The organism is Oleiphilus sp. HI0067 (assembly GCF_001635735.1).
Genome location: NZ_LWFI01000821.1, coordinates 1 through 558, shown reverse-complemented (window position 1 = coordinate 558; position 558 = coordinate 1). Strand labels below are relative to the sequence as shown.

The 558-nt window shown below is 42.7% G+C and carries 2 protein-coding genes; both read left to right on the top strand.

All coding sequences use genetic code 11. The features are described from left to right. Nucleotides 1-209, top strand: a 209-nt coding sequence (locus A3739_RS29805; RefSeq protein WP_369821102.1) for an MnhB domain-containing protein, incomplete at its 5' end; no start/stop codon positions are given. After that, a partial coding sequence (locus A3739_RS08755) for a cation:proton antiporter subunit C (RefSeq protein WP_068501051.1) occupies nucleotides 206-558 on the top strand: 353 nt, incomplete at its 3' end. The genes A3739_RS29805 and A3739_RS08755, both read left to right, overlap by 4 nt.

Below are 558 nucleotides of genomic sequence, written 5' to 3'. Positions count from 1 at the left end.
GCGTTTTGCTATACGCATCTGTTGGTCTTGTGAGCATGTTGAACGGTGCAAATTTTTTAGACTACAACGTGCTCGCAGCGGACCCAGTAGATGGTCAGCATTACGGCATAATCATTATCGAACTCGGTGTTGGTATTACTGTTTTCTCTGTCATGCTTGGGATTTTCTACGCCTTTGCAGGCCAAGTTGAAAAGGCAAATGTTCAATGAGCTTAATCTTCGAACACTTCAATCATTGGGTCGTTGTTATTTTGATGATGATCGGTCTGTATATCGTTATCACAGCTAATAACCTCGTTAAGAAAGTGGTTGGCCTGAATATTTTTCAGAGCGCTGTATTTTTAATGTACATCACCATGGGAAAGGTTGTTGGTGGCACGGCTCCAATCTTAGCGGAAGGTGTGACGCAATATTCCAATCCTCTCCCTCACGTATTGATCTTGACGGCAATTGTCGTAGGTGTAGCCACAACAGCCGTGGGTTTGTCATTAGTCCTTAGAATAAAAAGCGCTTACGGAACGATTGAAGAAAATGAGTTCCAGAACAAGGAAGATGTTAT